This is a genomic window from Chryseobacterium sp. RU33C (genome assembly GCF_900156015.1).
Classification (GTDB): Bacteria; Bacteroidota; Bacteroidia; order Flavobacteriales; family Weeksellaceae; genus Chryseobacterium; species Chryseobacterium candidae.
In genome coordinates this window covers 57,722-80,675 of the sequence record NZ_FTMT01000010.1, presented here as the reverse complement: position 1 = coordinate 80,675, position 22,954 = coordinate 57,722, and the positions used below count along the sequence as shown (strand labels likewise).

Genomic DNA, 22,954 nt, shown 5'->3' with positions numbered 1-22,954 from the left:
TTTAAAAAATTGAAATCTAAATTTAATTCACTTTCCAGTCCTGAGATCTTTGTTATATCTTTGCAAACGAATAATTTATATGTTGAGGAACCTACAATTTTGAAAATTTGATTATTAACTTTAAGCACGCTTTATCCAAAAAGTCCATTTATATTACTGCTTTGTCTGCCTGCCTGATTGCCGTGGCAGCATTTGCTGTTCTGAGTCTTCTGATTACAGAAGACAGCCGTAAAAATACCGATGATTTTGCAAAGAAGACATTTTTCCGAAAGTATGAATCAATAGAACATGAATTCAGAAATATTGAGGATTATCAGTATCTGCTTCGTGCCCTGATTCAGAAAGACGGTCTGAAGAATTACAAGGATTATTCTTTGGTTTTAAATGACTTAAATAAGAAAAGAAACCTGCTGCCTTACAGCTGGTATTATTATGAAAACACCAGTTCAGGGAAATCTGAGAGCAATAATCCTTTATCCGGTATTTTCACGAAGACAGATCGTAAAGAGAATTCTATTGTGATAAAAAACAACGGTCCGGGGCATTTCAAAGATGTTTTGATTGCTAAAAAAGACAGTATGTACTGGATGAGCTATGATTCTCTGGTACTGCCTGATAAAAACAAATTATACTACGGCTCTACGGTAAGTCTGGATGATCTTCATCAATATTTTATCAATGTTGACAAAAGCTCCAATACCTATGCTTATGTCTTTACCAAAGAAGGAATTTGCATCACCCATCCTGAAAAAAAATATATCGGAAAAAATATCTTCGGTTTTACAGATATTAAACCGAATGACACGTTAACCAGCAAAACCGAAACGGGATATACCAAAGGGACAGCGGTTTCAGAATATCTTGGAGTTGAAGTAACCCGCTTCATAAAACCGTTGAAGACCGATAATTTTGATGGCTATACAGTGGTGAATCATGTGAATTTTATTATTGATGAGAATATCAGTAAAATAAAAACTTATACTGTTTATATTTTTCTGGCAGCATTGTTTCTTATTGTAACGGTATTTATATTGTTTCAGAGAGCCACCAGCCTGGCTTATCAGGAAAAAGAGAAAATACAGTCTGAGAAGAATTTACTGTTGATAGAGAATGAAAAGATGCACAAAGCAGAAGTGATCAACCAGCTTCAGCAGCTTAAAAATAATATCAATCCACATTTTCTTTTCAATTCATTGAACTCCCTTTATATGCTGATCGGGATTAACAAAGAAAACGCACAGAAGTTTACCATGAATCTTTCCAGGATTTACAGATATCTGATAGTGCCTCCAAAAGATAATATTGTTCCGGTTTCGCAGGAAATTAAATTTATACAGCAATATATGGAACTTCTGAAAAGCAGGTTTGATGAAGAATTGAAATTTGAACTGATTATAAATGCTCCTGAAAGTCTAAAAAAAAGAATTCCCTATTTATGCCTTCAGATTGTCACTGAAAATGCAACCAAACACAATATTGCAACGATAGATCAGCCTCTGGAAATCATCATTACCGTTGATAAGGATGGGATCACGGTAAAGAACACCTGGCAGCCTAAAACTGAACCGGTGCAGGGAGAGAAATTCGGGATTGAATATTTGAATCAGGTTTATGGGTATTTTAAGAATAATCTTCTTCATATTTCTGTAGATGGTGAATATTTCATATGTTTTTTGCCATTATTGAATTAAAAATAAAAATCCATTCACTCCCAAAATATCACCATTCACTCCCTAATATTATATATATGATTCACGATACCTATAGCTTTGCTTACTGAAACTAAGATATTTACTATTTGGAATGAATCGGACTATTTTAATGAAGAATTACAGGCTGGCACTGTATCTCGGTCTTGCTATGGCTTCACCAATGGCAATAGCACAGAAAAAAGATAAAGATACGGTAAAGGTCAACAAAGAAAAAACGGATAAGACAGAGACATCCTCGTCAAAAAAAACAAAAAAAATTGAAGACCTGATCAAAAAAGGAACTTATAAAAAGGGACTTTTTAATACCATTCAGGTAAAAACGGATATTTATTTTGAGATTCCTGACAGCTTAATGGGACGTCAGTTTTTGGTGGTGAACAAACTTTCTCAGGTACCCATGCAGGTTAATGAGGCAGGTTTGAACAAAGGAATGAACTATGAAAATAAGGTCATCTCTTTTCACCGCGATCCTGTAGCTAAAAAAGTATGGGTAAAAACGGTGGTTCCTAAAGTGTCATCCCCAAAGAATGATGCCATTACAAAATCTGTGAAAGATAACTTCTCAGAATCTGTAATTGAGGTCTTTGATATTGAGGCACAAAACAGTGATTCTACAGCTGTGGCAATTAAAGTCAACAAAGTTTTTGACGGAAACCAAAAGAGTTTTAATGACGTGTTGGCCAATGTAGGATTGGGAGGATCTGTGAAATCAAGTCTTTCTTATATAGAAGGAGTGAAGACATTTCCTAAGAACCTTGTGGTGAAGTCTCAATTGTCTACTTCTGTCAATGAAGGTGGAGTAGATCTGCCGGTAACATTAGGCGTTACTACCAATCTGGTTTTACTTTCCAAAATACCGATGAAACCAAGAGTAGCGGATTCAAGAGTAGGATTTTTCTCCGAAAAACACTGGTCGTTTAATGACAATCAGCAGAAAATGGATGAAAAATTCTTCATTACCAAATGGAATCTTGAACCTAAAGATGAAGATAAAGAAAAATATTTAAGAGGAGAGCTGGTAGAGCCTAAGAAACCGATTGTTTATTATATCGATCCGGCAACTCCAAAACAATGGCGTGAGAAAATCATTGCCGGAGTACATGACTGGCAGGCGGCGTTTGAGCAGGCAGGATTCAAAAATGCAGTGATTGCGAAAATGCCGGATGAAAAAGATGAAGATTTTGATATTGATGATGTAAGATATTCTGTGATTACTTACGCCGCTTCGCCAAAGTCAAATGCAATGGGACCATCCGTAGTAGATCCGAGAAGTGGTGAAATTATCGAAGCAGATATCATCTGGTGGCATAATGTAATGACTTCTCTTCATGACTGGATGAGAATTCAGACGGGACCTATTGATCCTAAAGCAAGAGGAAATAGATTCAGTGATGAACATATGGGTGAAGCTATCCGTTTTGTTTCATCTCATGAAGTAGGACACACTTTCGGACTGAAGCACAATATGGGAGCATCCTTTGCATTCCCTGTAGAGTCGCTTCGTTCCAAAGAATTTACGGATAAAATGGGCGGTACAGCACCTTCCATTATGGATTATGCACGTTACAATTACGTAGCTCAGCCGGAAGATGGCGTTACAGCAATTACTCCGAAAATTGGTCTTTACGATAAATATGCCATAGAGTGGGGTTACCGTTGGTATCCGGATGAATTCGTAGAGAAAAAAGCGCTGAAAAATTTAATTGAAAAGCACGAAGATGACCCGATGTATTTCTATGGGGAGCAGCAAAGCTATCTGGAAACCATTGATCCGCGTTCGCAGTCTGAAGATTTAGGTGATGATGCGATGAAAGCCAGCGAGTACGGAATGAAAAACCTGAAAGTTGTGATCAATAATCTCCTGAAATGGACGTATGAAGACGGTAAAGAATACACCGATGCCGGAAAACTGTATCTGGGAGTGATCGGGCAATGGGATCTGTATACAGGTCACGTAATGGCAAATGTTGGAGGAATCTACCTGAACAATACTGTTTTTGGAAATAAGAAAAAAGCTTACGAGGCTGTTCCGGCAGAAATTCAGAGGAGAGCAGTTGATTATCTTGTTAAAAATGCGATCAACCTTCCGGAATGGTTATTCTTTAATCCGATTACAGAAAAAACCTATCCTGTTAAAAACTCGCCGATGGGACCATTCGAGCAGACACCATACACTATGGCAAGAGGAATGCAGTACGCAAATATCTATTCTCTGTTGATGGACGACCGTTTGTTGAGGTTACTTGAAAATGAGTTAAAACATCAGGTTTCAGGATCAAAAGAAGAAATCTACACTGTAGAGAACTTATTTGAGCAGTTAAGAACCGCTATTTTCAGTAAGAAAGGAAGCCTTACAATGCTTGAGAAAATGACTCAGAAAAATTATGTGGATGCTTTGATTGTCTCTGTGAACAAATTATTTGAAAAAACAGCAGTGAAAGGATTGAAAGCAGATAACACGCTGAATATCCCAACCATCTGTAATTTTCATGAAGATGATCACGGCTTGAGAAACATTAATTATTCTTCCATGAAAAGAGTATCTGAAGTCACTACCTACAAGAGAGCAGAACTTCAGAAGGTTCTGGACTTACTGAACAGAACAAGATACAGAGGTGATGATGCTTCCAGAGCACATTACACAGATTTAATTATTCGTATTCAAGAGGCTTTAAACAAATAAACGGCAATGAAAAAAACTCTAATACTTTTACCTCTTTTGGCTGCTAATATAGCAATGGCCCAGCAAAAGAAAACCATCACCGGAAAAATAGAAGACGGAAATACTTCTCACGTTATTACGGGGGCATCTATAAAAATCGAGACACAGTCTGTCTCTACAAAAACGGAATTAGAAGGAATTATCGAAAGTGTGTCAGTAGGTACGGTAACTGATAAGGACGGAAAATTCATCCTGGAAATCCCTGCCGATACAAAAACAGTCTTGGTAAGTTATCCTGGTTATGAATCCAGAGTGATTCAGTTGAATGAAGGACAGACCAACTATACCATCCGACTGACTTCTGAGGTTTCAGACAAAAATAAAATCCAGGAAGTCATCATCACCGGATATCAGAAAATTGAAAAACGTAAACAGACCTCAGCGGTTTCTACCGTAAAAATGGACAACATCAGCCAGGCTGGTGTGGCCAGTGTAGACCAGATGCTGGCAGGACAGATTGCCGGTGTGGCAGTAACTCCTGAAACGGGTGCTCCGGGAAGCCCGGCGAAGATCAGAATCAGAGGAACAGCTTCTCTTTCCGGTCCTCAGGATCCGCTATGGGTAATCGACGGATTGCCGTTAGAAGGAAATGACGTGCCGAACTTCACGGATAAAGACAATATTGACCAGCTTCAGAACTTCTCTATTGCAGGATTGAATCCTAATGATATTGAAGATATCACCATCCTTAAAGATGCCGCTGCAACCGCTATTTACGGAGCAAGAGCAGCAAACGGAGTGATCTCCATTACCACCAAAAAAGGAAAAAAAGGAAGTCTGAAACTGAACTTTTCAGCAGATACTTTTGTAACATCACGCCCTGATTTTGATAAACTGAACCTTTTAAATGCTTCTGAAAAAGTAGACTTAGAACTGATGCTTGCCAAGCGTGCAGATCTTACTTACCGTGCAGATAAAGGAGAAGTGATGAGAATTCTGACTCAGAACAACCAGCTTGATGCTTTCAGAAACGGAGGTTTTGATGCGTTGAACTCATTCACACGCCAACAGATTAACGGTTTAAGAAATAACAATACAGACTGGGGCAAACTGTTGTACAGAAATGCTATCAACAAACAATACGGATTAAGTGTTTCCGGAGGAAGTGACCGTGCAGACTACTATTTCTCCCTGGGATACTATGATGAAGAAGGAACAACTATCGGGACAGGTTTTAAACGTTATAACCTGACTTTAAAAAACAATTATAAATTAAGCGATAAGTTAAATGCAGGAATCTCTATTTTCGGAACGCAAAGTGAACGCGAATCTTTTGTAACGGATGCTGATGCCTCAATCAACCCTGTGAATTATTCAAGAAATGCCAATCCTTACATGAAGCCTTTCAATGCAGATGGAAGCTATAATTATGATAGAGATATGGATGGTTTTGAAGACCGTTATATTCCTTTCAACTTTCTTGAAGAAAGAGAAAATACCAACTATTCACTGAAAAATAACTCTTTGAAAGCGATTTTAGATTTAGAATATAAAGCTTCAAAAAGTTTAAGATTTACTTCTCAGTTGGGACTTCAGTATGATGCTAATAAAACAGAAAAATTTGCAGCAGAGAATACCTACTTCACCAGAAAAATGAGAGAAAATACCCGTTACTACAAAGACGGGAAATACAATTACTTTCTACCGGCTGGAGCTGTGAAACAAAACTGGGATAATAACTTTTTTCAGTACAACTGGAAATTGCAGGCAGCGTACAGCACAAAGATCAATAAACATGAGATTGATTTGATGGCCGGTACGGAAATCCGTAAAACAGAAGATAATACTACTATCACAAGAGCTTTCGGGTATGATCCAAAAACAAGAAGAGCTACGGCTATTGTTTTCCCGAATTCGAGTTTTGCAGCTGATAAAAGATATGAAACATATCGTGAAGCAGCTCCTATAGAGAATGCTTATGCTTCCATGTTTGCAACAGCATCATATACCTATGATCAGAAATATACATTCTTCGGAAGTGTGAGATATGACGGAACCAACCTGTTTGGGGTCAATAAAAAATATAAATACCTTCCCATCTGGGCAGTTTCAGGATCATGGCTGGTAACAAAGGAAGACTTTATGAAAAATATTTCTGCCATATCCAACCTTAGACTGAGAGCATCTTACGGTCTTCAGGGAAATATAGACAGAAATACATCGCCTTTCTTTATCGGTGAATATAACGATGCAACGATTCTTCCGGGAGGAAAAGAACCCATCATCAATGTTATCAGCCCTCCGAACGATAAACTGAGATGGGAAAAAACAACCAATACCAATTTCGGTCTTGATTTAGGATTGTTCAATAACCGTGTAAGCCTTACCGCTGATGTTTACAGCAGAAAAGGGACAGACATGATCAGTATGAAAGAAACTCCTCTTGAAACAGGATTCGAATATACAATGATGAACTGGGGAAGCCTTACCAACAAAGGTTTTGAATTGGCAATATCCACCAGAAACATCAATCATGATAATTTCAAATGGACCACTACCATCAACTTTGCCCATAACAAGAGTAGAGTATTAAGTGAGCAGCCACGTGATAATTCATTGCTTCCATCAAGAGAAGGACTTCCTGTAAATGCTGTATTTGCTTTAAAAACAGCAGGAATGGATGAACACGGCAATCCATTATTCTGGAAAGGCGATCAGAAGATTTCAGCAGCAGAATTCTTTAAGTTATATGATGTATATGCAGATTTCCTTCCGGGACAGTTTGTAGACACCAAACTTTCAAATGCTGAGCTGAGAAGCCTTTTTACGTATGTAGGAGACAGAGACCCGAAATTTACAGGAGGGATTATCAACACCTTTAAAGTAAGTAATTTTGACCTTACCATCTCTGCAACATTCAACCTCAAGCAGACGGTAATGAGAACACCTTCTTACCGTGGAATGGAGCTGGACAGAGGAAGAAACTATACAAGAGATATCTACGAAGCAGGAGGGGCACTTCCGGGAATTACCAGTCCGGATATGGATGCTAATCCGGATGGATGGATGGCGAATAAATGGTTTGCCGGAAACCGTTCCAATGCATACAGTTTACTGGATGTATGGGCGAAGGAGATCAGCTACATCAGAATCAGCAGTATCCGTTTGGGATATACACTTCCTAAAGAATTTACAAATCCTATGGGGATTTCGAGTCTGAGACTAAGTGTTGAAGGGCGTAACCTGTTTGTATTCAGTAACGGATATAAAGGATATTTTGATCCGGAAACGTATGGTAATATTTATGCACAGCCTATCACTAAATCAGTGACCGTAGGATTTAATGTTTCTTTTTAAAACTTGAGAAAAATGAGAAAAATTACAGCAATCATAGCACTTGCAGCAATCAGCTTTAGCAGTATCGGATGCGACAGATTTTTAGATATTCAGCCTGAAGGAAAAGTTATTCCTACTACTACTGAAGATTACAGGAAAGTACTTACATCCGCCTATTCAAAATATCCTGTTCACAAATCACTGGTGGCTCTTCGTACAGATGAGGTGAATATTGATGATAATTCTACAGATTTCATTTCCTACCGTGAAATGGCAATGTGGAAAGATGCTAACAATGATCCGGCATCTACAGAATTTCCATGGGTGAGTTTTTATTCTGTGAACTTCTACCTGAATCAGATCATTAATGAAGGAAGCAAAACCATGCAGGATTCTCCGGAGAAAAATCAGATTTTAGCAGAAGCCTATGCGCTTCGTGCGTATTTGTATTTTGACATGGTAAATCTGTACGGAAAACCCTACAACAGTGCTGCCGCTTCTGGTGACAGAGGAGTTCCAATCAATCTTGAAATTGATCTTGAACAGGTACTGAAACCATCTTCTGTACAGGAAGTGTACAATCAGGTTCATGCAGATCTTAAAAAAGCAGAAGATCTTATGGTTGAGCCAAAACAGGCGTTAGGAGTTAACTACAGGTTCTCAAAAACAGCATTGCTGGCTTTTGAAGCAAGAACAGCCCTATATGAAGGAGACTGGACCAAAGCATTAAGCTATGCAGATCAGGTACTGGCGGTAAAAGGTGATTTAAGTAATCTGAATACTGTAAATACGCCACCCAACCATTACGCATCCCCGGAATCTATCATGGCCCTGGACAATACATGGGATAATTCTATAAAGAACTTATCTTTTGCATCTCCGGAACTTATTTCTTCCTATAATAATACTGCAGATAAAAGGTTTGGCATGTATTTTGAAAAAAATGGCAGTAAGTATAAAATCACCAAAGGAGGAAGTTTAGAATTCAAAGTGTCTTTCAGAACAGCAGAACAGTACTTTATAAAATCTGAAGCATTGTTAAAGTTGAATAAACTTACTGAAGCCAAAGAAACACTTCTGAAAGTCTTAAAAAACAGATATACTCCGGACGGATATACTTCAGTACAAAATGCGGTGAACTCAATGGATTCTACAGCATTTATGAACTTTATTCTGGATGAGAGATTCAGAGAATTTGCTTTAGAAGGACAAAGATGGTTCGACTTAAGAAGAGCAAATCAGAAAAAAATAAGCCACACCATCAGTGGCAAAGAGTATATTCTTCAGCAGAATGATCCGCGATATACCATTGAATATCCAATGAGTGCGAAGAAGAATAACCCTAATCTATAGAACTTCATATCAAATTCAATACAGAGGAAACCGCTTGAACTTAATTGTTTCAGCGGTTTTTTTGTACTTTTGCATCGTTATGAAAATTGCCATTATAGAAGATGAGCTGCTGGCTGTGAATTATCTGAAAAATCTTTTGGATACACAGAGCATAGTCCCTGTTACAGAGACTGTTATTCTTCGTTCCAAAAAACAGGCAATTGATTTCTTTGAAAAAGATTCAGCAGATCTTATTTTTATGGATATTCATCTTGGCGATGGAATGAGCCTGGAAATTTTCGAGCAGGTAGAACTTTTTACCCCCATTATTTTCATTACTGCATTTGATGAATATGCCATGAGGGTTTTCAGGCATTTTACCATTGATTATCTTCTGAAGCCCTTTGAAGAAGAAGATCTGCATAAAGCGTTACAGAAATTTATCTCCATAAGAAACAATTTTGATCCTGAACCGGTTCTTAAATCCATTTCATCACTGCGCCAGGCAGAGGAAGAGATCATGAAACGATTTATGGTAAGAGAAGGAAATAAACTTAAATCAATAGATGAACATAACACGGCTTATTTTTTTGCCTCAGGAAAATATCTTTTCCTTACTACAAAAGATCATCAGACCTATATTTATGATGATACCATTAAAGATATTATTCAGAAGCTTAACCCTGAGATCTTCTTTAAAATAAACCGTAAGTTTATCATTAATAAAGAAGCTGTTTCTGAGATTATCAAACACTCCAGTCAGAAAGTAGAACTTAGGCTCTCGCCCGAACCCGAAGTGAATGCAGAAATTTTTATCAGTAAAATGCAGATTGCCGAATGCCTGAACTGGCTGAACAGCTGATTACGTCTTAAAAATATTCATTTAAATTTTTTCTAATTATATCAAGCAAAGATTATTTTTAATCATTGTATTGAAAAATAGCGTGAAATTAAAAATAGACAAAAAATCAGAATAGGAATTTTCCTATTCTGATATAAATATATTTGAATGATTAAACTAGTCAGCCTTTTTCGGGACTGTCACACTTATACAGGTATTATTCTTTAATAATCTTAGATTGATAGGTATTGGTTCCTTTATTTATTGAAATAATATAAATTCCGGTTTTCAAATCTTGGATTTTATTATTAATTTCTTTATTAATATCATTTAAAGAGCCTTTTGCTGAAATAAATAACTTTCCTGTCATATCATATAATTCCGCTTTTAAATTTTCTCTTGAATTTTTAATATCAATAACTAATTTTTGTCCATTTTTTAAAGGATTCGGATATATACTAAATTCATTGTTATTTATTTTAATATGATCAGTGGCTAACGTAAATGCTGGATAAACCAGTATTTTTTGTCCATTATATCCCACAGCATACACGTTTAGAGCACTGGCAGGATAATCTACATAAGTATTTGCCAGTGTAGTATCTCCTGTTCCTACAATAGAAACACTGATTAGCTGATTACTTGCATTATAGGTTTCAAAGGCAACAGCATTATTCCATTTAGAATTATCAACCAATAAAAACTGTCCTTGCGCATTGGTTGTAATTTGTGCACCCACACCCGTAACCCCGGAAACCGGCTGCATATTCCTGAATGCATTTACACTATTCGCTGAAAGATAATTGATCACCGGAGATACAGGTTTGGCATATCCTTTTGCAAGGACATAGCTTTTCACATCATCAATCATGCTTTGCGTAATTGTCATTTGATTATTGGTATAATCTGATATTGTTGCATTGATTGGCTTTAAAAAACCGGTGCTTGTGAAGAAATCTGTAAGGTCCTCCTGCACGGCATCACAGGTGTTTTTTACAAAATTCATCAGCAATTGTCCTTGTGTGAGCTGCGTTTCATTTGTATTTCTTACTTTCTCAGCTACTGTAGCAAACCAATGTGCATAATCTACTCCTGGAACTGCAGGGGTAACCACAGGGGTGTCTTCATCAGACATATCTGAATCAAATGCAAGGGGTGAAGCATTTTTTGAAGCTCCCGCCAACTGATAATATAATTCTAATTGCCAAAACGGAATAAGGCTTCTGAAATTCGCGTCAGCAGGATTCACATAATCAGTTCTGAACTGATCCATAATACTCTTCCCGTTAATTTGTGTCTGAATAATAATTTCTCCAAATCTGTTTCCTGCCACTTTAGGAAATACCGTTTTATCGGCAATTTCACCTTCCAGCCTCGTAAACCTGTTGCTGCCTGTTGGTGAGTACATATTATAATAGGCCCATAATGAGTATAAATTGTTAGTGATTTCTGTTGTTCCAACCCAATTTAATCCTGGTCTTACCTGATTGATATGACCTAATTCATGTGCCACACCCCAGATATCCAGCCCTGGTGCTGAGGTTGAATTGGACAGTCCCCAGGTAAGGTCTAAATGAACTCCCAAACCTCCTGCAAACCATCCTCCTGTAGATTCCATATAAACAAGCTGCCTGTTTTTAAAGTTTTTATTGAATTTAAAGAAGCCCATCATTTCTCTCTCAGACTTGGCAATTGCATCGTACTTATCTATCAGAGGCTGAGCGGTGGTGAAATGGAAATTGCTTACCGCAGACTTATTGGTAACCAGTTTTGTATAATAACCCTCTATATCAATTTTCGGATAGACATCATTCGTAAGCATTTCTGCCCATTCTGCAGACGTTGTACCTTTTTTATAAATACCATTTACAATACCTGCTGTAATATTTATAGTTACAGGTGCAGCGTTTACATCATCAGTGTAATATGAAATATACCCTAACCCTGCATTGTTAACAGCAAGGATATTTATTCCATTTTTTAGTTCATATGTTTTTTCAGGAGATGACCCTTCAGTAGCAAAATCTCTTATTTTTAAGTAAACTTTGTTTGCTGCCGTAATATCTTTAGCAAAAACAATAGCAGTGGTATTAGGCTGAAATGCTATTCCTGTTGGGTTTTCATATCCGTTATAATTCCCTGTTTTATATTGGGTGTTTATAGATTCAGTTGTTTTATATGGCGTGAAAGTCTGAACTCTGTATTTTCTGTTGTAGGTATTATTAAATAAACACTGAGCTAATCCTTTCATGAAAGGTGAGGAAATGGCATCAATATCCTGCTGGGTTACAGTTGGTTTTAAGGTGCTTAGAATAGGATCATTAAAAATGTTTGAATAAGCTGATGGATTAAAAATATTGGAACTGGTCTGAAAAAATTCCATTTCGGCACAGCTCGCAAAGTTATTTTTACCATCAAGAATTTCAATTTTTATATTTAAAGGTGTAATTGCGGAAGGGAAGTTTACGGTTTTTATGGCAGAGGTCTGCCCGAAATTCTGAGTAGAAATAGTAACGTAAGCAGGATTAGAAATGGTATTATAACTTATTTTTATATTTCCGAAAAGTCCGTTTGGCCCACCATCCTGTCTTGGTATATACCTTAAATAATTCATAGCTGTCTGCCCATCAAACTTATAAATCAGAGAAATAGGAAAAGTGGCTGCGGTAGCATTCCAATCACAATGATATAACGTACTTACGTCGCCATCAAAGGAATTTTCAATATTTTCTCCCGGTTGAAAACTTGAAGCCGAAGATCCTGCCGCCTGAGGCAATACCGGGATATCTGCATAAGCTGAAAACTCATTGGTTGGCAGTGTACATTCTGTCTGTACAGGATCCACCTGCTCTGTAGAATAAAACTCCATCTCGGCACAACTTGAAAAATTATTTTGAGCACTCAGAACATCAACCCTGATAACACCCGGATGAACAATTGCTGTGGGTAAGTCTATTGTTTTAGCGGTATTATCCGCTGCCCAGGAAATAACTCCGGTTGCTGTTGTAAAGACTGTAGGATCGGATTGTGTAGAATAAGAAATTTTCACACTCGTCCAGATTCCGTTAGGACCTGTTGTTCTAGGCTTGTATACTAACCTTTTTACACTTTTTACCCGGTTGGAAAATCTGAAATTTAACTGGTCCGGAAGTGCTGTGCTCAAATTATACTGAGAATGATAAAGTGTATTCACATTATTATCAATACTCTGTCCGGCTTCCTGTCCGGCTTGTGCAGGCTGTAACGAATTTGCATAAGCTACGGGCATCTTATATTGCTGTGCATAAACTGTCTGTAAGAAGAACAGAAATAAAAGAATAAAATAATTGTTTTTCATTTGGTGTAAATTTTTGATTAAAAAAATAATAAAATGACAAGGTATGAATATGTTACAGGAGTATAGCTGCCATTTAAATCTCCACTGGATGCATCCAGCTTTGACTTGTTTTTGGATAATAGTTGTATTCAATCATCTTCCCGAACATTAGTTGTATACTATTTACGGTAACGGTAAAAAATACTTTAATAGCTCAAAACTTTATCCTCAAAAAGGCTTTTTTACAGGCAATACTCTCATTGCATTCCTGTTTTTAGTTTGTGGTACATTTATATTGAAAGCCTTCTTTCAAAATTAAGAATTTAAGTAATTTAACAAACTAATCCCTACCTGTTTTTAAATATTCACTACCAGTTGACTTGTCTGGAAATAGCTTTGTTAATAAAATAGAAATGACAAAAAAATTAAAAGAAATTTAAAAATAAACCCTGTAAGAAAGGCGATTTCAATAGGAACACATTATATTTTTGGATTGCCAAACAATCCCGGATTCAAAATCGAATAATTCTCCGGAATCAGAAGCCAAAGGACTTTTACAGTCTTCTCAGGAAAGCTAAAAAAATTCGAAGAAATACTTCTAGCGTCTGATCCGGAGAAGTTATTTTTGTCCCGATTGGATACGATTTTTTATCCGTAATTTTTTTAAAAGCATTACCCAGATCATTAATGATCTTTTGTCCGGTAGCGGAACTAAGCGAAACATTGATTTTTTAGTCGTTTAATAAATCTATTTCAGGACAAAACAAATCAACTGGTAGTGAACATTCAGAAACAGGTAGGTACAGGTTTGTACAGTTGTTTTAATTCTTAATTTTGACAAAAGAAGGGTTTCCGGTAAAGATGTCTAAATACTTGAGAAAGCTGTAATAGAAAGTGGAAGAGTACACAATCTTCCAACCCCAAAATGAGAATTTCTGCTTTCGTTCTATATTCAATCGTTTTGATATAAAAATATCGGGCTTGTAAAGGTTTCAATTACACTGTTTTTAAGGTAATACCTGCGAAGGAATTTTATAAAAACTAAGGAATTTTAAATAACATCATTAAAAAAAATGAATACAAATCACCAACCTACACTAATAGTTTTAGCAGCCGGAATGGGCAGTAGATACGGAAGTCTCAAACAGATAGACACATTTACTCCACAGGGAGATACTATTATAGATTTTTCTTTATATGATGCATTGCAAGCAGGTTTTAAGAAATTTGTTTTCATTATTCGTAAGAATTTTGAACAGGAATTTAAAGAGATGTTTGAGAAAAAAATAAAAAGTAAAGCCGAAATAGAATATGTATTTCAGGAAATAGATACTGTTCCAGAAAAATACCTTAATAAAGAACGTACCAAACCATGGGGTACTGGGCAGGCATTATTACTTACTAAAGATGTGGTGCACGAAAATTTTGCCATTATTAATGCCGATGATTTTTATGGAAGAGATGCCTTTATGACGATGTATGATTTTCTAAAAGAAACAGATATCAATTCTTATAATTTTAGTATGATAGGTTATTTATTGAAAAATACGGTTTCAGACCATGGCTATGTCTCCCGAGGAATATGTGATGTAGATTTTAATGGAAACTTATTAAACGTCACAGAAAGAACACATATCGAGAAAAATGAAAACGGATTAAGGTATAAAGAAGAAAATGAGAGCTTTACAGCAATTGAAGAGGATGTAACCGTATCAATGAATTTTTGGGGATTTACACCAAAATGTTTTGAATTTGGCAGTGATTCTTTTAAGCGTTTTTTGGAAGAAAACAAGCAGAGTTTAAAAGCAGAATACTATTTGCCAACTTTGGTTGCCGACAGTATAGCATCTGGAAAAGTTAACGTGAGATTACTGAAATCTAACAACAAGTGGTTTGGAGTTACCTATCCTGAAGATAAAAAAATTATACAAAAAAATATTTCAGAATTAAGAATGAAGAAGCTTTATCCAGAGAATTTATGGGAATAATCTAATTTTCTAACTGAAAAAGTTAATTAAAAATTTAGAAATACAAATTCTATATATAAATTTAATTTTAGCACTATCCAAAACCAAACTAATATGTTAAAAAGCACAATAGATTCCTCTACAGGATTTGAGAAAAGATTTGAAAAAATAGAAACAGTTATTTTCACGGATTCGCTTTCAGCTTCAAAATCTGTGGCAAAAGAGATCTCAGATCTTATACGGGTAAAGCAGTCTCAAAAACAACCTTGTATTTTAGGGCTGGCAACAGGTTCCTCTCCCAAGAGTTTATATGCCGAATTGGTACGTATGCACAGAGAGGAAGGCTTGAGCTTCAAAAATGTAGTTACTTTCAACCTTGATGAATATTATCCTATGGAACCGGATTCTATACATAGTTATGTCCGCTTTATGAAAGAATTATTGTTTGATAAAGTAGATATTCTGCCTGAAAACTGTCACATTCCTGACGGAACATTATCCAAAGAAGAAATAGCAGGCTATTGTACTGAATATGAACTTAAAATAGAAGCTTTAGGCGGGATAGATCTGCAGATTTTAGGCATTGGCGGTAATGGTCATATCGGGTTTAATGAATCAGGCTCCTTACAAAACTCCAAAACCCGTCTTGTAGCATTAGATCATATCACAAGAGTAGCTGCAAGCAATGAGTTTTTAGGACTGTCAAATACTCCCAGAACAGCTATTACATTGGGAGTAAAGAAAATAATGGAAGCGAAAAGAGTCATACTATTAGCATGGGGTGAATCTAAATCAAATATTATAAAAGAGTCTGTAGAAGGGCCTGTTACCAACCTGGTGCCGGCTTCCTATCTGCAGGAACATAAAAACGCTGCTTTTGTACTGGATCAGGGAGCAGCTCATAAACTTACCCGGATTAATACTCCATGGCTGGTAGAAAAAATAGAATGGACGGAGGCATTGACCCGAAAAGCCGTTTTAGGACTAGCCCAGAAAATAAAAAAACCTATATTAAAGCTCACCGATTCTGATTATATAGAAAACGGAATGAGCGATTTGCTTGCAGACAAAGGACCTGCCTACGATATCAATATCCAAATTTTTAATAAATTACAACATACCATAACTGGCTGGCCTGGAGGTAAGCCAGGAGCAGATGATACTAATAGACCGGAGAGAAAAACCCCGGCTAAGAAAAGAGTTCTTATATTCAGTCCGCATCCGGATGATGATATTATCAGTATGGGCGGAACTTTCATAAGACTACATCAGCAGGGGCATGAAGTTCATGTAGCCTATCAAACCTCTGGAAATATAGCTGTAGCAGATTCTGAAGCATTGCGTTTTGCGAATTTTGTGTGTGATTACAATGAAATGTTTGGTATAGAAAATGGTGAAGCGAAAAAGATTTTTGAAAAAGCAGTCAGATTTTTACAGAATAAGAAAAATAGCGATATAGACATTCCTGAAGTAAGACATATAAAGGGCTTAATAAGAAAAGGAGAAGCAAGATCTACCTGCTATTTTGTGGGAATACCAGACAGCCGGATTCATTTTTTGGAAATGCCCTTCTATGAAACAGGCAGAATAGAAAAAAAACCATTGAGCAAAGAGGACATAGAAATTGTAACAGACATAATAGACAAAGTAAAACCCCATCAAATATATGCAGCTGGTGATTTAGCAGATCCTCATGGAACGCACAAAGTATGTTTAGATGCTATTTTTGAATCTGTTAAAAGTTTAAAACCGAAGGAATACATGAAAGATTGTTGGTTATGGTTGTATAGAGGAGCATGGAAAGAGTGGTCTATAGAAGAAATAGAAATGGCAGTACCCCTAAGCCCGGACCAAATTTTGGAAAAGCGCTATGGGATTTTCAAGCATCAATCTCAAAAAGATGGAGTCGTATTTCAGGGAACAGATATGAGAGAATTCTGGCAAAGAGCAGAAGAAAGAAACAGGGAAACAGCAGAGACTTATCATAAAATGGGACTTGCCACTTATGCTGCCATGGAAGCTTTTGTAAGGTGGGAATTCTAAAAAATAAAACAGTTTTCTTAATCAAAAAATATATTTTCTCACAATAAAAGACAGCGTTGAAGTTTTATAAATCACACAAAAAGAATGTTTTAACTTTGCTTAGGTAGGTATAGGGAAAATATGAAACCCAGGCAGACCTTTTGATATTCGTATACAGCAAGTTCTGAATTTAGCAATAAACAGCGTAAACAAAAAGCTCAAAGTTTTTTATATGCAGTAAATTCTGTAGAAGAAATTCACTTCCTAAAGGTTTGTGAAGGAAGTATTATGCCTGTATTTCAACAATACATAGCAGATGTTTTGGGCTGTTTGCAAAGTTGTTCGGTAATTGTACTTTAAATTTTTTACATTCTGTTTATGCTTTGACAGGACGTAATTCTTCACAAATACAAATCTCTAAATCAAATTTAATATATATTTAATTTCTTTACTGATATAATTTTTTTGACCAGTACAGAAGGCGGTCATGGGTGGATTTTTTCCGCCCATTATTATTTTATGCTTTAAAAAATCAATAAGCTAAACGGCTTTTTTTCTCAAAAAGAAGAAAAGAATGAACTAAAGTCTGAAAACCATAACCCAATCAATAGGATTAAACCTACTCAAATACTTTTCAAACTGGTGGTAAAGTGACAAAAACTGGTGGCTACCAGTATGGAGATATGAGGTAAAACTCTACATTTGAGTAACATAGAGTTAATGTTATAGCAATAGTTAGTTCACACTCAAACAAGACTTGCAATCAAACAAAATAAGAAGAAAATAGATAGAGTATTTGTGGATCATCAGGAGGTTTCCTTTTCCATATTTTCCAATTATGCTGGAACAAACGAAAAAATAGAAACAATTGTTTAAATGTGAAAACAGTACTGAAATAGTCATTTGTTTCTATAGAATTTGAAGAGCAAAGAGTAATATAAAACCTTTAGATTTTTCTTATCATATCTTATTTATAAAAAAGATTGGTAAGAAGCCAACTACCCTTAAATAGAATAACATTTTAATAAACTTAATAAAACATGAAGAAAAAAACTATTATTTTGAGTGCACTTCTAATGTCATCTATAACATTAGTGGATGCACAGAAAACTAAAAACAAACCTTCAGACTCTATCACTAAAAAAGTAAAAGATGTGGAAGAAATTGTTTTGGTAGGATATGGAAAACAGAAAAAAGGAACTGTTTCCGGATCTATAGCTTCTGTTGATAAAAAGATACTGCAGGACCGCCCAACAACAAGCTTAACAGCGAGTATACAAGGTGCATTACCCGGAGTTACAATTAAATCTTCTTTAGGAGATGTAGGTTCTGTACCCGCATTAAATGTAAGGGGAAGAAGTGTTGCGGGTAATTCGCCACTTTATATTATAGATGGTATTCTTTCTAGTGCTGCAGACTTTTCCAGGCTGAGTCCGGCTGATGTTGAAAACATAAGCATATTAAAAGATGCAGCAGCAGCAATCTATGGTACAAGAGCTGGCTATGGTGTCATTCTTGTCGAGACCAAAAAAGGCGGCGGAGGGAAGATGAGTATAGGTTATAATATGTATAATGGCTATCAGACACCCACTTATTTACCCAAGTATGTAGATGCTGTTGAATATATGAAACTAAAAAATGAAGCATATTTCAACGCAGATAATAGTGTCGGTCATTTTTCTCAATACAAGCAAGAACAAATCGATCTTACAGCTGCTGGCACAGACCCTGATCGATACCCTAACACAGACTGGTATAAAGCCACTTATAGAAAAATGGCAAACCTCCTAAATAATGAGATTAACGTATCAGGGGGAGATAAAATTCGTTATTTCGCAAGTTTAGGATATCTGAAACAGGAGTCTCTATCCCCTACAAAAGGTATGGACAGATATTCTTTCAGGGCAAATACCTCCTCTAAATTAAGTGAAAAATTTACCGTCAATTCTAATATATCGTTTATCAAACAAATGATCAATGATCAGGGAGGTGGTATTAATACTAGAGAACTGGCAAGAATAACTCCTACTATGGCATTAAGGCAATCCAACGGATGGTGGGGATCTATAAATGCAGGTAAAGTAGATAATACATTTGCGAATACCAATCCTATAAGAAATAACATAGAAGGAGGAGATTCCAAGTCAAATGATCAAAAATTTATGGGAGCATTATCCACCAGTTATACTCCTGTAAAAGGATTAAATATAGATGCCCAAATCAGCTACTCAAACTGGAACTATCGTTTAGGTGAATTTACAAATACGCTAAGCCCTGTAAACAATTTTTTAACTAAAGTTCCTATTGCTGCAACGGCAAGAGCAGTTAATAACTATCATGAAAAATGGGAATCAGATGAATTGCTTAATACTCAGGTTTTGGTAGGTTATGAAAAAAAAATATCATCACATTATTTTAAAGTCTTGGGAGGGGCTTCTTATGAAGACTATACACGTAGAATAATAGAGGGTAGAAAATCTAATATACCAAAAGATGGATTGCATTCTTTAAGTGCTCTTTCTACCCTTGACGGAACCTTAGATGAATTGAAATCTAATACCAGCCAATATGCTTTCCAGTCTGTTTTCGCACGTATCAATTATAATTATCAGGAAAAATATTTTTTAGAAGGGATTATAAGAGCAGATGCTTCTTCGCGTTTTGCTAAGGAAAACAGGTGGGGGTATTTTCCTGCAGTTATGGCTTCCTGGAGGTTAGATAAAGAGAATTTTATTAAAAACCTGAATTTTATCAATACACTAAAATTAAGAGGCTCCTATGGTAGTGCCGGATCTATCAATACCATCGGTTATTATGACAGCCAGACCTATATGGATAGTAATTCTACAGTTCTGGGGAATGTTATTGTTGGTTCAGTATCACCAGGTAAGCTTGGTTTTTCGGGTATAGGCTGGGAAAAAATTGTTACCAAAAATATTGGTCTGGATGGATCTCTATTCAATAATACTTTCACTTTCTCGGTAGATGTATATAACCGTCTTACAAAAGGGGCTTTAATGAACAATCAATTGCCATATGAAACAGGGGTAATTATGGACAGTGATCCGGTAAAAAACCAAACACCTCCTATAAATGCGGGTGATGTGGTAAATAAAGGAATAGAAATTACTTTGGGATACAATAAGAATTTTGAAAATGGGGACTTTTATATCAATGCTAATTTTGCTAAAAACCGTAATGAAGTTCTTTCACTTATCAATAGCAAACCTCTGTATAAAGATAACTGGATAACACAAGTAGGAGGTTCAATTGGCGATTTCTACGGATACAAAACTGCTGGTCTCTTAACCCAGGAGGATATTAATAATAATTATCCTAAGTTATACAGCTCTTCTCAGGCTGGCGATATAAAGTATGTGGATATTAATGGAGATGGAGTTGTTGATGAGAATGATAGGACAGTTATAGGAAATGACGTACCAAGTTTTACCTATGGACTAAGCATAGGAGGCAGATATAAAAATTTTGATCTTAACATAGTAGGGCAGGGGGTAAAGAATGTTCAGGTATATCTGGATAAAGAATCTTCTCAGGCATTTTTCAATGGGGCAGGTGCAAAACAATATGTCCTGGATAACCGATGGACTCCTGAGAATCCAGATCCTAATGCATTATACCATAGGGTTTTGCCGTCTGGAGGTGGAACTCAGAATATTGGTGTTGCTTCAGATTTTTGGCTTTTTGATGCCAGTTACTTTAGAATTAAGTCTGTTACTTTGGGATATTCCATTCCTCAGGAAACCATTAGCCGTATAGGATTGAAAAAATTCAGAATATATGCCAACTTAGAAAATTACTTTACGTTCAGAGGAGACAAAAGAGTAAAAGATTTTGATCCTGAAATGGCAAGTGACCGTTCCACGTATCCAAACTTAAAAACCATATCGTTTGGTATAAATGCTACTTTTTAATTTAATAAACATCTAAAAAATGAAAAAAATAAAAATTATATTACTATCAGTTTCCCTAGCTGTAGTGACTAGTTCTTGTAATTTAGATAGGTTTCCGGAAGACAAAATATCAGAAGATACATTTTGGAAAACTGAAAAAGATGCTACCATGGCATTAAACGGCATTTATGCATACCTGTCTGGAGCAGCTTATAGCAGCTTATACAACGATAGTTTTACCGATAATTCATATGCTCAATATCCGTGGGAAACAAATGCAGTAGATGCTTCTGCAGGAGATATACTGCCTTCTAAAGATTTCGGATATGACTTTACTACCATTAGGAAGGTAAATACCTTCTTAGAGAATATTGATAAAATTCCCATGGACAAAAATTTGGCAGGCAGATATAAAGCAGAAGCCAGATTTATAAGAGCTTTCAATTATTTTGATTTATCCCAGTATTTTGGAGCGCTTCCACTCGTGCAAAAATCAGGTGAATTAGATGATGCCTCCCTTACCCCTGTTTCTGAAGCTGAAATTGATAATTTTGTAACCAGTGAATTGAGTGCTATAGAAAATGATTTACCAATTACCTATACCTCTGGTCAGGATAAGGGTAGAATAACAAAAGGCGCAGTATTGGCATTTAAGGCAAGAGTATATTTATACACAGGAAAATACAAAGAAGCTTACGAGGCTGCTCAATCGGTAATGAACTCCGGAACGTACAGTCTTTTTAATATGGCTTCAATAGACACAAGTACAGACTATGACAGCTTTGTTACCTTTACTTCTGCCACAGATAAAGATAATTTTTACAAAGGCTTAAGTAATTATCAGGCGTTATTCTGGGCAAAAAATGAGGGCAGTATAGAATCAATTTTAGAAGCTCAATATGTACCTGATTCAAAAGGAACATACAGTAATTCCATGACCCTTCTCCTATTGCCCAATGAAGAGAGTGGATGGAGCTCTATAACCCCAACAATTGATTTGGTAAATGCCTATTGGAATAAAGATGGAACGGCATTTACACCCCCTTCTGATGCTGTAAGAGCTTCAAACTATAATGATGGAAATCCAAATGATGCCTATCTGGACGAGTTTAAAAACAGAGATACCCGTTTATATGCAAGTATTATGCACCCCAATGGGCCTTGGTCTTACCTGCAGGGATTTGGAACAAGCCAGCTGTTCACATGGAGCAAAGGAGGAAACAATACATCGAAAATTGGCTATAACTACAAAAAAATGGCAGATTATAACTCATTAGATGAAAACTTAAATGCGAGTAATAATTTTATGCTGATTCGCTATGCAGAGGTATTACTTACCTATGCTGAAGCAAAAAATGAATTGTATGGGCCGGATGCCTCTGTTTATGATGCACTAGACAAAATCAGAACTAGAGTAGGGATGCCAGCAATTAGCAGAACACAGACCAAGGAAACTTTGAGGGATATTATCAGAAATGAAAGAAGAATAGAGCTAGCGAATGAAGGACACAGATTTTACGATATCAGAAGATGGAAGATTGCCCCAAATGTAATGAAAACCATTTATGACATTACCAATACACAGGTTGCAAAAAGAGTATGGAATGATAAGTTTTACAGATTCCCTTACCCTCAGACTGCGGTAGATTTAAATCCAAAATTAAAAGAAGCTCAGGCGGCAAAAGGATATTAATATACATAAAAGATGAGTATGAAGTTTATGATACTTCTGATACGGGTATATCCGATTCCTTTAGCAGGTTCTTGAGGTAAATAAAATAAGTGTAAACTATGATTTACTCTAATCCTGCGAAATCATCATCAGCTACCTTAAACTAGAAGTAGGTCATTTAAG

10 protein-coding genes are annotated in these 22,954 nt (G+C 36.2%); 9 read left to right on the top strand and 1 reads right to left on the bottom strand.

Annotated features, from left to right (window positions below; all coding sequences use genetic code 11):
* The first annotated feature begins 107 nt into the window (after positions 1-107).
* The 5 genes from BW946_RS10230 (at position 108) to BW946_RS10210 (ending at position 9,904) form a co-directional block, all read left to right on the top strand.
* Complete coding sequence (locus BW946_RS10230) at positions 108-1,691, top strand: histidine kinase (protein WP_076596089.1); 1,584 nt, start codon at positions 108-110, stop codon at positions 1,689-1,691.
* Positions 1,692-1,821: 130 nt separating this feature from the next.
* Positions 1,822-4,395 carry a zinc-dependent metalloprotease gene (locus BW946_RS10225; RefSeq protein ID WP_228402527.1) on the top strand — a complete coding sequence of 858 codons (2,574 nt, stop codon included), beginning with the start codon at positions 1,822-1,824 and terminating at the stop codon, positions 4,393-4,395.
* Between the two features lie 6 nt (positions 4,396-4,401).
* Positions 4,402-7,731: a SusC/RagA family TonB-linked outer membrane protein gene (locus BW946_RS10220; RefSeq protein ID WP_076596087.1), complete on the top strand. Its 3,330-nt coding sequence runs from the start codon at positions 4,402-4,404 to the stop codon at positions 7,729-7,731.
* A 12-nt stretch (positions 7,732-7,743) separates the two neighbouring features.
* Positions 7,744-9,063: a RagB/SusD family nutrient uptake outer membrane protein gene (locus tag BW946_RS10215; RefSeq protein WP_076596086.1), complete on the top strand. Its 1,320-nt coding sequence runs from the start codon at positions 7,744-7,746 to the stop codon at positions 9,061-9,063.
* A gap of 79 nt (positions 9,064-9,142) precedes the next feature.
* Positions 9,143-9,904: a LytR/AlgR family response regulator transcription factor gene (locus BW946_RS10210; protein ID WP_076596085.1), complete on the top strand. Its 762-nt coding sequence runs from the start codon at positions 9,143-9,145 to the stop codon at positions 9,902-9,904.
* 196 nt (positions 9,905-10,100) lie between these two features.
* On the opposite strand, the gene BW946_RS10205 is transcribed toward BW946_RS10210, so the two are convergent.
* The gene (locus tag BW946_RS10205) at positions 10,101-13,220 is read right to left on the bottom strand and encodes a M60 family metallopeptidase (protein ID WP_076596084.1); all 3,120 of its coding nucleotides are present in this window, start codon (positions 13,218-13,220) and stop codon (positions 10,101-10,103) included.
* Between the two features lie 1,052 nt (positions 13,221-14,272).
* On the opposite strand from BW946_RS10205, the gene BW946_RS10200 reads away from it, so the two are divergent.
* The 4 genes from BW946_RS10200 to BW946_RS10185 all read left to right on the top strand — a co-directional run bounded on the left by BW946_RS10200 (position 14,273) and on the right by BW946_RS10185 (position 22,792).
* On the top strand, positions 14,273-15,187 hold the full coding sequence (locus tag BW946_RS10200; protein WP_076596083.1) for a nucleotidyltransferase family protein: 915 nt from the start codon (positions 14,273-14,275) through the stop codon (positions 15,185-15,187).
* Between the two features lie 93 nt (positions 15,188-15,280).
* Complete coding sequence (gene nagB, locus BW946_RS10195; RefSeq protein ID WP_076596082.1) at positions 15,281-17,209, top strand: glucosamine-6-phosphate deaminase; 1,929 nt, start codon at positions 15,281-15,283, stop codon at positions 17,207-17,209.
* Between the two features lie 1,019 nt (positions 17,210-18,228).
* Positions 18,229-21,120, top strand: coding sequence for a SusC/RagA family TonB-linked outer membrane protein (locus tag BW946_RS10190; RefSeq protein WP_083688848.1), 2,892 nt, complete (start codon positions 18,229-18,231; stop codon positions 21,118-21,120).
* 19 nt (positions 21,121-21,139) lie between these two features.
* On the top strand, positions 21,140-22,792 hold the full coding sequence (locus BW946_RS10185; protein WP_076596081.1) for a RagB/SusD family nutrient uptake outer membrane protein: 1,653 nt from the start codon (positions 21,140-21,142) through the stop codon (positions 22,790-22,792).
* The last annotated feature ends 162 nt before the right edge of the window (positions 22,793-22,954 follow it).

Excerpts from the sequence above, each read along its gene's own strand:
- BW946_RS10225 (WP_228402527.1), top strand. The coding sequence starts at position 1,822 with ATGAAGAATTACAGGCTGGCACTGTATCTCGGTCTTGCTATGGCTTCA.
- BW946_RS10220 (WP_076596087.1), top strand. The coding sequence starts at position 4,402 with ATGAAAAAAACTCTAATACTTTTACCTCTTTTGGCTGCTAATATAGCA.
- BW946_RS10215 (WP_076596086.1), top strand. The coding sequence starts at position 7,744 with ATGAGAAAAATTACAGCAATCATAGCACTTGCAGCAATCAGCTTTAGC.
- BW946_RS10210 (WP_076596085.1), top strand. The coding sequence starts at position 9,143 with ATGAAAATTGCCATTATAGAAGATGAGCTGCTGGCTGTGAATTATCTG.
- BW946_RS10205 (WP_076596084.1), bottom strand. The coding sequence starts at position 13,220 with ATGAAAAACAATTATTTTATTCTTTTATTTCTGTTCTTCTTACAGACA.
- BW946_RS10200 (WP_076596083.1), top strand. The coding sequence starts at position 14,273 with ATGAATACAAATCACCAACCTACACTAATAGTTTTAGCAGCCGGAATG.
- nagB (WP_076596082.1), top strand. The coding sequence starts at position 15,281 with ATGTTAAAAAGCACAATAGATTCCTCTACAGGATTTGAGAAAAGATTT.
- BW946_RS10190 (WP_083688848.1), top strand. The coding sequence starts at position 18,229 with ATGAAGAAAAAAACTATTATTTTGAGTGCACTTCTAATGTCATCTATA.
- BW946_RS10185 (WP_076596081.1), top strand. The coding sequence starts at position 21,140 with ATGAAAAAAATAAAAATTATATTACTATCAGTTTCCCTAGCTGTAGTG.